An 11,824-nucleotide genomic window follows, 5' to 3' on the forward strand; every position below is an offset into this window, starting at 1 on the left:
TCATTCTTAATTCAACCTTTCTCATAATGACCTCCCTTAAGGAGATATTATATACTTTTATTAAATTACATTGGGACATTTTCAATATTGATACATTGAGACATTATCATTTTCGAATGAGAAAATTTTGAATATAGATAAACTCGTTATTGACTTTAATTATGAATTTATGTATAATTTACAAGCAATGCTCAATTTGTATAAAGTAAAAAAGAAGTGGAGGTGGCTCTTGTGAAAAGAACATATCAACCGAGCAAAAGAAAACACCAGAAAACTCATGGATTCAGAGCCCGTATGGCTACTGTTGGAGGACGTCGCGTTTTAGCACGTCGTCGTAGTAAAGGTAGAAAAGTGTTATCAGCTTAAAAAATCGCCTTCGGGCGATTTTTTTGTCGTAATGAAGTAGTAACAAACATTCATAATCTGAAAAGTCAGGAGGTAGAGCATGAAGAAAGAATATCGTATTAAGAAAAATGATGAATTCGCCAAAATCATGAACTACAAGAAGTTTTATACATGTCCTTCCTTTTCTGTTTATGTAAAACCAAGAATTGAAGAGCACGCGAGAGTTGGAATTTCTGTTGGAAAAAAACTAGGAAATGCAGTTGCACGTAATAAAGTAAAGCGCCAGGTACGCGAAATGGTTCACGATATTTACAGTTTTCAGGAGAAATTTGACACAATTATCCTAGTTCGAGTGAAATATCATGAAGAAAGTTATGTAAACAACAAAAAACTCTTGGAAAGATTGGTTAAAAACGTTAGAATATAAAGGTAAACAAAATTTAGCGAGGAGAGAAGTGCAAGATGAAAAATTTTTTAAGAAGTAAAAAGAAATTTCTTGCGGTAATCATGGTTATGGTATTTGTCTTAACTGGTTGTAGTAACCCACGTGGTGAAAACGGTAAGACATATGTAAATTCTATTATTGCTGTTAAGGATGAAACTGTTAAGCGTAAAGAAGTAGATATTCCTAATGACAAAAAAATTCAGGAAAAATATAAAGGTCTAAAGGACGATGATACAATCTCCATTAAAAAGACATCTTTTTCTGAAGCACTAGATGAAGGATGGTTCAATGGTTTAATTGTATGGCCAATTGCACAGTTGATCAATATTACATCTTCATGGACGGATGCAGGTATGGGTATCATTATTACTACGTTCCTTATCCAGTTATTGATTTTCTTATTTTCTATTAAGTCTCAGGTGGCTAGCCAGAGAATGCAATCGATTCAACCAGAAATCAATAAAATTCAGGCAAAATATGCAGGTAAGAGCGATGATCGTTCAAAAATGATGCAAGCACAAGAAATGCAAGCAATCTATAAGAAATATAAAATTAATCCATTTGGTACATTGTTAACAACATTTATCCAATTCCCAGTTATCTTCGGTATGTATTATGCAACTATGAGAGCATTCGCTGTTGTAAGTGGTACATTCTTTGGAGTAAAACTAACATTAACACCTTTGGAAGGATTTAATGAAGGAAGCGTTTGGCATGTTGTTGTATTCTTATTGATGGTTGTGTTCCAACTTCTATCATTCAAGATGCCACAATGGTTACAAGCACACAAGAAGAAAAAAGATAACGTTAAAGAAAAGAAATATGCAGAACCTACGAAAAAAGCAAGTGGTATGATGGGTTCTATGAATATGATGATGTATATGAGTACAGCAATGATTACGATCTTCGCAATCAACTGGCCTCTAGCTATGTCTTTCTATTGGTTAGTAAACTCAGTTTTCCGTGTAATACAAAATATTGTTATTCACAAGTTCTTTATTAAAGACTAGGAGAAATGACTATGAAGACATATACAGGAAAAAATTTAGAGGAAGCTTTAAAAGTAGCAGCTGAAGATAAAAATGTAAATGTTGAGAATCTAACATATACAGTAACAGAAGAAATTTCAGGATTCCTAGGACTGGGTAGTAAAGTAACCTTAACTGCTTATTGTACAAAGGATATCGAAGATTTCATGAAATCTTATATGGATGCATATTTTGCAAATATTGATATGCAGGCAACTGTAGAAGTAGTTGAAGATGCAGGATTCTTCCACGTAAATATCGATGCAGATAACAATGCTATTTTGATTGGTAAAAATGGTCAAACATTACAATCTATGAATATGGTATTGAAATCAGCGGCATCTAGTGAATTCAAGAAAAGAGTTGGTGTCTTAATTGATATCAATGGTTATAAAGAAGAGAAATATCAGAAAGTTTGTTTATTGGCGAAACGTGTTGCGAAAACCGTACAACGTACAAAAACAGACGCAACTCTTGATCCAATGCCAGCAGATGAGCGTAAAGCTATCCACAACTGTTTAACAGATATGAAAAATGTCGTAACAGTTAGTGAAGGTGAAGGAAATCAGAGAAGACTCAAAATTTGTTACAAAGCAGACTAACAAGTAAGACAGGAAGAAATTCCTGTCTTTCCTTTCTAATAAATAAGCATTCCGTTATTTTATTCTAAAATTTGGTATAATAGTAAACGTAAGTGAGAGTGATTGTATGAAATTAATAGTAGGATTAGGAAATCCAGGAAAACAATATGAAAATACCAGACATAATTCTGGTTTTAAAGTTTTAGATGCCATTGCGAAAGATAACAATGTAGATATTACACAGAATAAGTTTAAATCTTTGATTGCACAAACTAGAATAGGAAATGAAAGTGTATTATTAATGAAGCCACAGACATACATGAATTTATCAGGTGAAGCGCTTATTCAAGCGGTGAACTTTTATAACATAGAAACTAAAGATATCCTTGTGATTTATGATGATTTAGATTTACCTGTGGGTAAAATAAGATTAAGAGAAAAGGGAAGTGCTGGTGGACAAAATGGTATGAAAAACATTATTCAACACCTACACACACAAGAATTTCCACGTATACGAGTTGGTATCGATAAAGATCCTAGAGTTCCAGTTGTAGATTGGGTACTTGGTAAAATTAGAAAAGAAGATGTAGAAAACTATGAGAAAGCAATACAAGACGCAAGAGATGCGGCTATTTATAGTTGTTCCCATAGTTTTACGGATACCATGAGTCATTTTAATAAAAAATAGGAGAATACATGAAGCTAATACTAAATGAGTTAAAAGAAAATGAAGCATTACAAAGCATACTAAAAAAACAAAGTGTTCTAGGTAATCTATCATTAACAGAAGAAGCTTTATTATTAGCAAGCGCATTTCAACAATCCCCGCGTAGCATGCTTGTAATAAAAAACACTTCCTATTCAGCACAAAAACTATATGAAAGAGTATATTCTTTTGTAGAGGATGATGTGTTGCTTTTTAACGTGGAAGAATCATTACGAGTAGAAGCTATCGCTTCATCTCCTGAAATAAAGGCAACCCAAATGGAAGTAATGGCGAAATTACAAGAACATAAGCCATGTATATGTATTTTAAACACAGCTGCAGCTATGCGCTTACTTCCAAAACCAGAAATCTTTAAAGAATATTGTATACACATTCAACAGGATCAAGAAGTTCATTATGAATCCTTAAAGACACGATTGTTTGAGGCTGGATATTCACATGTAAATCGAGTAGACCAACCATTATGTTATGCAGCACGTGGTGGAATCATCGATGTTTATTCTATGAATTATGAATATCCTTTGAGAATTGAATTCTTTGATAATGAAATTGATAGTATACGTTTCTTTGATATATCAACACAACGTACAATACAAATAGTAAACGAAGCCACCATCATTCCAGCTACAGATTTGTTATTTACAAATGAAGAAATTAAAACGATTGTAGAGAAAGCAAATGAGGAATTAGGACATACTAGTGCGTTATCAAAACAAGCCAAGGAGAGATTAGAAGAAACTATCAATGAAGAGTTGGATGCGATTTCTAATCGTCGTATGGAAAGCAAATTTTATCGCTATCATGCACTTTTACATCAACATCATACAATCTTAGATTATGTAGATGATGCAATTGTATTTGTCTCCAGTAAAGAAGAAGTAAACGATGCACAAAAACATATCCAAGAAGAAACAATCTCTTATATTCAAGAATTATTCCAAGAAGGATTAGGATTATGTAAGTTCGCTGTATTCGCTGATATTTCACGTACTCTTGGAAAACATGAAGTCGTGGAATTTGGAATGTTTGTTGATTATAAGAAACCTATATCATCACAGATTTTAACGATGTCTCTAGGAGATATCAACCTAGAAAGAACCATTCATGAAATTATTGAGGAGGCACGAAAACGTAAAGTTTTATTATGTCTTGAAGAGAGTGAATGTAAACAAGTAAAAGAATTATTAAATAATGAGAATATACATTTTCGTACCATACAGGAAGAGGATACTCTAGAAGTAGGAATACAATTTACACATCATAAACTAGTGGAAGGTTTTACTTGTGTAAAAGAAAACATCAGTGTTTATACAAGTAAAGAACTATTCCATACACGCCAACAAGCAGTACGTTATAGTAATAAATTTAAAGAAGCAGAAGTGCTTCATGATTATCAGGAACTGCATATTGGAGATTATGTTGTGCATAATCAACATGGGATAGGAAAATATCTAGGAATTGTTAATAAAGTAATTGATGGAGTACATAAAGATTTCTTACATATAGCATATAAAGGTGATGATATCCTTTTGGTTCCTCTGGAACAATTCCGATTGATCCGCAAATTCGTATCGAAAGAGGGAGCTTCCCCTAAACTAAGTAAATTAGGTAGTGGTGAATGGGAGAAAACAAAACGTAAAGTCAGTGAAAAAATTGCGGAATTGGCAGATCGTTTGATACACCTATACGCAAATAGAGATGAAAACATAGGATTTGCTTATCAAAAAGATAGTGAAATGCAACAGCAATTTGAAAATGACTTTGACTATGAACTTACGCTAGATCAAGCACAGGCAGTAAAAGAAATTAAGCAGGATATGGAAAAAGCGAAACCAATGGATCGTTTATTATGTGGAGATGTAGGTTTTGGTAAAACTGAAGTTGCAGCACGTGCTGCCTTTAAAGCAGTAATAGATTCAAAACAAGTTGCCTTCTTATGTCCAACGACCATCTTATCTTTACAACACCATAAAACCTTTATAAAGAGGTTTCGTAACTTTCCAGTACGTATAGAGGTTGTTAATCGTTTTATAACACCAGCAGATCAAAAAAGGATCCTTCAAGATTTAAAGGATGGAAATATAGATATCTTGATTGGTACCCATCGTTTATTATCAAAAGATGTCGTATTCAAAGACCTTGGATTTCTAGTAATCGATGAGGAACAACGCTTCGGAGTGGAACATAAAGAAAAAATTAAAGAGTTAAAAAATAGTGTGGATGTATTATCTTTAAGTGCAACACCTATTCCAAGAACGTTACAGATGTCTTTGATTGGAATTCGCTCTTTATCACAATTAAATACACCTCCTATGAATCGTATGCCAGTACAAACCTATGTTATCGAAAAGAACTTCTCTATGGTAAAGGAAATAATCCAGCGAGAACTTGGACGTAATGGACAAGTATTTTATCTCTACAACAACGTAAAAGAAATATACAATGTTGCTAGGAAATTAAGAGAAGCTCTTCCAGATATTGAAATTGGGGTAGCTCATGGGCAGATGGCTAGAGATGATATCGAAGATGTTATGATGCAGTTTACACAAAATACATATCAAGTTTTAGTTTGTACGACCATCATTGAAACAGGGATAGATATACCTAATGCCAATACCATCCTAATTGATGGTGCGGATCATTTTGGTTTATCTCAACTCTATCAGATTAAGGGACGTGTAGGTCGAAGTGATCGATTAGCCTATGCATATTTGATGTATTCTCCAAATCGACAATTAAGTGAAATCGCAATGAAACGACTTAAATCTATTAAAGAGTTTACACAACTTGGAAGTGGATATAAAATCGCAATGCGTGATTTAACAATCCGTGGTGCAGGAGATATGCTAGGACCTCAACAGGCTGGATTCATCGATACCGTTGGTATCGATATGTACATTGAAATGTTGAATTCCGCAATTATGGAGAAAAAGGGTATCAAAGTTGAAGAAAAAATAGAACTTGCAAAGGCAAATATAAAAGTGGATGCGTATATTCCAAGTAAATTTGCGACAGAGGACTATGAGAAAATCACGTTGTATCAAAGAATGGATGCCATCACTACAAAGAAAGAATTGTTAGCGATGATGGAAGAAATCAAAGATAATTATGGTAAGCTTCCTAAAGCAGTACAACTCTTATTTGAGAAAAAGAGATTGGATATCTTCATTAATGAACCACATGTGGAATCCTTTAAAGAATTACAAAATGAGGTTGAAATTACATTTAGTGATACATGGTCAAATTCTATTGATGGTGTAAAATTATTTGAAATGATGACCACAATTTCTAAAGACATCGTAATACGTTATAAAAACAATCGCATTACGATGCGATTATCAAAAATTAAAGATTGGTTATATATCATTCTAGAAGTATTAGAAAGAACAGAGAAGTTTTAAAAAAATAGTGATGGAGAAATATTCTCTTTCACTATTTTTATTTGGCAGATCTTACTGCATAAACGTATTTCGTTGTAAGGATGTACTGCTTGTTAATGTAGATCATAGTATCATCTTCGCACATAACACTTTGCGTTACTTCAAGAAGTGGTGTACTGGTTGGAGTATTTAATAATTTAGCATATTGTTTGTCCGCAAAACTTATTTGAAAATGATCTTCAAATTTCGAAGGTATTACATTGGCTTCTTGTTGAACCAATTTTAATAAAGATTTATGTTCTAAGTTTTCCTGCATCAAAAAAGTGAAACTTGCAGGGAAATAATCAACTTCAACGATACAAGGAACTTCATCCACTAGGCGAACGCGTGTAATTTCGATAAGCATTTCACTGTCTGTCTGAAGTTTTTTTATGAGTTCACTATCACCCTTACATAATCGACATTCAACGATTTTTGTAGATGGTTTCGCATGCATACGAAGGCAGGTATCTGTAAAACTACCGCCAGAGAATATCTCTTCTGTATGAATTGGTGTTTTTACAAACGTGCCTTTCCCATGTTTTTTAATTAGGATGTGCTCATCTACAAGTTGTTGAATGGCATGTCGTACAGTTACTCGACTAATGTGGTAGATTTCACTTAATTGTAATTCTGGTGGGATACGATCTCCAGGTTTATACTTTCCTGATTTAATTTGTTTATATAGTTCTTGATATAACTGTTCCTGTAAGGTAACAGCACTTAACTGTTTAAAGGTTTCCATAAAATTTCTTCCTTTCCCAAATACTACTACTGTTATTATAGGTAAAATAATCCTTATTGGCAACCATAGTTTGACAACGCTTTCATGTTGTGTTACTATGTATTTAGTTAATACAAGTTAATACAACACGAAAGGAGAGAGGAATGGAAAGAAAAATCATTGTGGCAACTCATGGAGATGCGGCAAATGGTATCACAGATTCAGTTCGTATGATATTGGGAGAAATAAAAGTTCAAATTGAAACATTCACTTTGAAGCCAGGGGAGAATACGAGAGATTTTGTAGAAACTATCAAAACAGAGATTGAACAAAATAAAAACATGGAATATGTAATCTTAACAGATCTTTATGGCGCAAGTGTATGTTCTTCTATGTATTCATTGGTGGTGTTTGAGAATGTATGGTTATTCTCAGGCGTAAATGTAGGTATGTTGTTACTGATTTGCGTTGATTATCCAAACAAGATATCAAGTAGCGATGCGGATAAGATTGTTAAAGATACTTGTGATGGAATTCGTTATTTAAAACATGAAAAAGAAATCGAAGAGGATTTCTAAAGGAGGAATTATATTGGAACGAAAATTTTTAGATTTATTCGCGCATAAGAAACCTATTCTAGCGATGCTTCATCTTAAGGGAGAAAATGATGAAGATATCATGAATCGTTTAAAAAAAGAAGTTGAAACCTATGTACAAGGGGGAGTTGATGCAATTATTGTAGAGAATTATTTTGGAAAGTATGATCAATTAGAGAAGGCTCTCGCATATGTGAAAAGCTTACAACTTTCTATTCCTTATGGTGTAAACTGTTTAAATGTAGATACTATGGGATTTGAATTAGCAATACGATATCAAGCTTCTTTTGTACAATTGGATTCTGTTGTAGGACACGTACGTCCACGTGATGAACAAACCTTGGAAGCATTCTTTAAAATGTATCGTGAACGATATGATGGATGCATTCTAGGAGGAGTGAGGTTTAAATATCAACCTGTATTATCGGAAAACAGTGTAGAAGAAGATCTGAAAATCGCAGAAACAAGATGTGATGCAATTTGTGTAACACAAGATGCTACTGGACAAGAGACATCCTTAGAGAAAATAAAACAGTTTAAAGATGCAATTTGTGATTTTCCACTTATCGTTGGTGCTGGTATAACACCGGAAAATATTGAAGAACAATTTAAGATTGCTGATGGAGCAATCGTTGGAAGTTATTTCAAAGATAGTTATAAGGATGATGGTGAAGTAAGTAAAGAGCATGTAGATAATATTATGAACGCAGTACGAAAAATCAGAGGTGAAGAAAAATGATAAAAGCAGTTCGTGTGGATCATCGATTACTTCATGGACAAGTAGCATTTGCTTGGACAAAAGTATTACAAACAGACTGTATTTTAATTGCAAATGACGCTGTTTCTAAAGATCAATTGAGAATGTCTGCACTGCGCATGGCGAAACCAGATAGCGTAAAATTAGTAATGAAAAACATCGAGGATTCTATACTTGCTTTGAATAGCGGAGTAACTGATAAATACAACTTATTTATCATTGTTGAAACAATTGAAGATGTATATCGTCTTACAAAAGGATTTGCAAGTATCAAAGAAGTTAATCTAGGTGGTACAAAATCAACAGAAGAGCGAAAACAAATTTCAAAAGCCGTTTTTGTCTCTGAAACAGACTGCGAAAGAATAAAAGAAATGAATGATCATGGTATAAAAGTTACAGTGCAAATGGTACCAGATGAACCAGCACAAAATGCCATAGATTTAATTTAGGAGGGATAGCATATGATGCTACAAACATTATTGATATTTTTGGTTGCAATTATTGGATATTTAAATAGTTTCTTAGCAAGTTCTATGATCTGTCGTCCTATGGTTATGGGAATGCTTGTTGGGGTTGTTCTTGGGGATATTGAAACAGGTGTTAAAGTAGGTGCTACATTAGAACTTGTATGGCTAGGAGCGATGGCAATAGGTGCTAGCAATCCACCAGACATGATATCAGGCTCTATCATTGGTACTGCTTATGTAATTGTTACTGGTTCTAATATTTCAAACTCAGTAGCACTTGCTGTTCCTGTATCTATGCTTATGCAAACTCTTTGGAACTTTATGATGATGGTAATTGTTCCAGTACTTGCTGCGAAAGCTGATCATTATGCATTAAATAATCAACCTAAAAAAGTTGATGCAATGCATTATTTAGCAATTGGAATACAAGTTAGTATTTTATCTGTGTTAACGGCAATTGGTTTCTATGTAGGTTCTGCAGTCATGGAATCTTTCGTAAATAGCATTCCAACATTTATTACAAGTGGTTTGAATTATGCAATGGGTATTATTCCTGCAATTGGTTTTGCAATGTTAGTACGTATGATTGTAAACAAGAAATTGGCTTGTTTCTTATTCTTAGGATTCTTATTGGTAGCGTATTTCCAATTAAGTATTGTCGGCGTAACTTGTATTGCAATTGTACTTGTGGCAATCCTTCTACTTAATGTAAATCAAGGTGTCACAATGAATAAGGAGGTTCTTGAAGATGACAACGAATTCTAATGCAAAAAAGTTAACAAACAAAGAACTACGACAAGTTTTCTGGAGATCATGTCAACTTGATGTATCATGGAACTATGAAAGACAACAAAATCTTGGATACTCTTATGCAATGACACCAGTTGTTCGTAAACTGCTTCGTGATGATCCTGAGAAAGAAAAAAGAGCGCTTCAACGTGGATTAGACTTTATGGCAATAACACCTCAATTATCAACATTATTGATGGGGATTAATGCCGCAATGGAAGAAGAGAACGCAAACAATCCTGATTTTGATGATTCCACAATTGCAGCTGTAAAAACATCTCTTATGGGACCCTTAGCAGGAATTGGAGATTCTTTAATCGCTGGTACTTTACGTATTATCGCAACAGGTATCGCGATTAGTTTTGCATCAAAAGGTAATATCCTTGGTCCTATTTTATTCCTATTGATTTATAATGTACCAGGATTCTTAATTCGCTATTTTTCATTAAAACTCGGATATAAATATGGCGCAAGCTTTATTACAAATGCAGAGAAAAATGGTTTCATGGAAAAAGTAACATATGCAGCGGGAATCATTGGTCTTATGGCAATTGGTGGTATGATCGCAAGCTTTGTTTATCTTGATTTATCTTTCATTACTATTGGTTCAGGAAAGTTTGCAGAACCAATTACGAATTATCTTGATATGGTAATGCCTTGTCTTGTGCAATTGAGTTTATTTGGATTTATGTATTGGTTGTTAGGAAAGAAGATAAAAACAACCTATATTCTAATAGGAACAGTCGTGTTCTGTATTGCTTTCTGTTGGATTTTTGGTTTGTAGAAGATGAAGTTAAAAGAAAAGGATATCTTGGCAATACTAGAAGGAGCTTCTTTTCTTGCAGGAGGAGGCGGGGGAGCTTGTAAAGATGCACATATTCTTCTAGAAGCATTTAAGGAGAAATATCCAAAGGAGCCTATAGAAATCGATTTGATTTCTATAGAAGAAATGGAAGATGAAAAGAAAACAGCGGGAATTGCAGTAATGGGAGCCCCGACTGGAGGTACAAACTTAGATATTACTCCATGTATTGTAAATGCGTTTGAAAAATTAAAATCCTATGAAAAAGAGGTTACAATTTCTTATACTTTACCTCTAGAATTAGGAGGGTTCAATACATTTGTACCAATACTGATTTCACTGATAGAAAAGATCCCAATGATAGATGCGGACTGTTGTGGAAGAGCGGTGCCAGGTCTTGATACAACACTTGCATATATAAATGGTTGTACAACGGGACCTATCGTTATGGCTGATACAGATAACGATACAGTTATATTAGATATACAAGACAATCATGATGCAGAAAAGTTGGAACAACTAGCTCTACCGATTGTTGAACAATTTCATCAAAATGCAGGTATTGCAGGATGGATGTACACCAAGAAAGATATGCATGGAAACATCCCAGAAAAAACAATTTCACTATGTTTGCATATCGGTAGGATCATAATGGAAAAAGAAGAAGATATTTTTCATGCATTACAAACACAAATAGGGATAAAATCAAGGTGCATTGCGAATAAATTTCAAATAAAAGATTTTCATTCTGAACAGTCTGGTGGATGGGATATTGGTACTATTGAGTTGAGTAATGATAAAGAGGTTTATTTTGTAGCATTCACGAATGAGAATCTAGCATTATTTAAATCTGTAGAGGGAAAGAAACAGATTGTAGCTACAGTACCAGATATTATTACCTTGTATGATACTAATGAACATAAAGTCTTAACAAATGAAGATCTTATGGAGCTATATCATAAGAATACGTTATTTGCACATACTGTATCTGTTGGAGTTGTAAGAGCGGATGAATTATGGTATCAAAAGAATACAGATGGAATATGGGATACATATTTTGATTTAATACATTATCAAGAAGGTGTTTTCACTATTTAAGAGTACTCAAATACATATAAAAAGATGAAAGGAATAGAGATTCTAT

Annotated in this window: 13 protein-coding genes; 12 read left to right on the forward strand and 1 reads right to left on the reverse strand. The window is 33.6% G+C overall.

Annotation, left to right across the window (positions count from 1 at the left end):
• Positions 1-231 precede the first annotated feature (231 nt).
• The 6 genes from rpmH to mfd all read left to right on the forward strand — a co-directional run bounded on the left by rpmH (position 232) and on the right by mfd (position 6,527).
• Positions 232-366, forward strand: coding sequence for a 50S ribosomal protein L34 (rpmH, locus tag ACWG42_RS12175; protein ID WP_083781332.1), 135 nt, complete (start codon positions 232-234; stop codon positions 364-366).
• A 79-nt stretch (positions 367-445) separates the two neighbouring features.
• Positions 446-772, forward strand: coding sequence for a ribonuclease P protein component (gene rnpA, locus ACWG42_RS12180; RefSeq protein WP_455792696.1), 327 nt, complete (start codon positions 446-448; stop codon positions 770-772).
• 35 nt (positions 773-807) lie between these two features.
• Positions 808-1,800, forward strand: a complete 993-nt coding sequence (locus ACWG42_RS12185; protein WP_455792698.1) for a YidC/Oxa1 family membrane protein insertase — start codon at positions 808-810, stop codon at positions 1,798-1,800.
• Between the two features lie 11 nt (positions 1,801-1,811).
• On the forward strand, positions 1,812-2,420 hold the full coding sequence (locus tag ACWG42_RS12190; protein ID WP_455792700.1) for a Jag family protein: 609 nt from the start codon (positions 1,812-1,814) through the stop codon (positions 2,418-2,420).
• 106 nt (positions 2,421-2,526) lie between these two features.
• Positions 2,527-3,087, forward strand: a complete 561-nt coding sequence (gene pth / locus ACWG42_RS12195; protein WP_455792701.1) for an aminoacyl-tRNA hydrolase — start codon at positions 2,527-2,529, stop codon at positions 3,085-3,087.
• A gap of 8 nt (positions 3,088-3,095) precedes the next feature.
• Positions 3,096-6,527, forward strand: a complete 3,432-nt coding sequence (gene mfd / locus ACWG42_RS12200; RefSeq protein WP_455792703.1) for a transcription-repair coupling factor — start codon at positions 3,096-3,098, stop codon at positions 6,525-6,527.
• A gap of 37 nt (positions 6,528-6,564) precedes the next feature.
• Here the strand turns inward: mfd and ACWG42_RS12205 are convergent, their stop codons facing one another.
• A complete protein-coding gene (locus ACWG42_RS12205) occupies positions 6,565-7,290 on the reverse strand; it encodes a GntR family transcriptional regulator (RefSeq protein WP_455792704.1) in 726 nt (241 codons plus the stop codon).
• Positions 7,291-7,433: 143 nt separating this feature from the next.
• On the opposite strand from ACWG42_RS12205, the gene ACWG42_RS12210 reads away from it, so the two are divergent.
• Genes ACWG42_RS12210 through ACWG42_RS12235 form a run of 6 tightly spaced genes read left to right on the forward strand, consistent with a single transcriptional unit; the run spans position 7,434 to position 11,778 of the window.
• A complete protein-coding gene (locus ACWG42_RS12210) occupies positions 7,434-7,847 on the forward strand; it encodes a PTS sugar transporter subunit IIA (protein WP_455792706.1) in 414 nt (137 codons plus the stop codon).
• 13 nt (positions 7,848-7,860) lie between these two features.
• Entirely contained in the window at positions 7,861-8,604 is a 744-nt protein-coding gene (locus ACWG42_RS12215; RefSeq protein WP_455792707.1) for a BtpA/SgcQ family protein, read from the forward strand.
• Complete coding sequence (locus ACWG42_RS12220; protein WP_455792708.1) at positions 8,601-9,071, forward strand: PTS sugar transporter subunit IIB; 471 nt, start codon at positions 8,601-8,603, stop codon at positions 9,069-9,071. The genes ACWG42_RS12215 and ACWG42_RS12220 overlap by 4 nt, the downstream gene beginning before the upstream one ends.
• Before the next feature lie 12 nt (positions 9,072-9,083).
• Positions 9,084-9,854 carry a PTS mannose/fructose/sorbose/N-acetylgalactosamine transporter subunit IIC gene (locus tag ACWG42_RS12225; RefSeq protein WP_455792709.1) on the forward strand — a complete coding sequence of 257 codons (771 nt, stop codon included), beginning with the start codon at positions 9,084-9,086 and terminating at the stop codon, positions 9,852-9,854.
• Complete coding sequence (locus ACWG42_RS12230; RefSeq protein ID WP_455792711.1) at positions 9,838-10,662, forward strand: PTS system mannose/fructose/sorbose family transporter subunit IID; 825 nt, start codon at positions 9,838-9,840, stop codon at positions 10,660-10,662. The genes ACWG42_RS12225 and ACWG42_RS12230 overlap by 17 nt, the downstream gene beginning before the upstream one ends.
• 3 nt (positions 10,663-10,665) lie before the next feature.
• On the forward strand, positions 10,666-11,778 hold the full coding sequence (locus ACWG42_RS12235; protein ID WP_455792712.1) for an S-methyl thiohydantoin desulfurase domain-containing protein: 1,113 nt from the start codon (positions 10,666-10,668) through the stop codon (positions 11,776-11,778).
• Positions 11,779-11,824: the final 46 nt, after the last annotated feature.

This window comes from Amedibacillus sp. YH-ame10 (assembly GCF_053848885.1).